This is a genomic window from Treponema sp. UBA7567 (genome assembly GCF_002476655.1).
Lineage (GTDB): Bacteria > Spirochaetota > Spirochaetia > Treponematales > Treponemataceae > Treponema_D.
In genome coordinates this window covers 18,209-18,498 of the sequence record NZ_DLLH01000007.1, presented here as the reverse complement: position 1 = coordinate 18,498, position 290 = coordinate 18,209, and the positions used below count along the sequence as shown (strand labels likewise).

General features: G+C 40.0%; 1 protein-coding gene. It reads right to left on the bottom strand.

Annotation, left to right across the window (positions count from 1 at the left end):
- Positions 1 to 17 precede the first annotated feature (17 nt).
- The coding region (locus B3Y13_RS00550) for a methylenetetrahydrofolate reductase (RefSeq protein ID WP_296691960.1) at positions 18 to 290 on the bottom strand (273 nt) is incomplete at its 5' end.

Here is a 290-nt window from a genome sequence, read left to right as displayed (position 1 = left end):
AAAACTCGACATTCGGGCTATTTATTTACAGCTTTTATGATTGAATCGATGTTTTTTACGATTGATTCTGCGATTTCCGGTTTGTTCATTGTGTAAATGTGAATTCCCCGGATGCCGTTTGAAATTAAATCTATAATCTGGTCTGTGGCATAAGCGATTCCTGCCTGCTTCATAGCTTCGCTGTCGTTTCGGAAGCGGTCGCAAAAAGAAAGGAGCTTGCGTGGAATGTATGCATTTGAAAGGTCAACCATTTTACTTACCTGATTTGCGTTTGTAATCGGCATAATTCC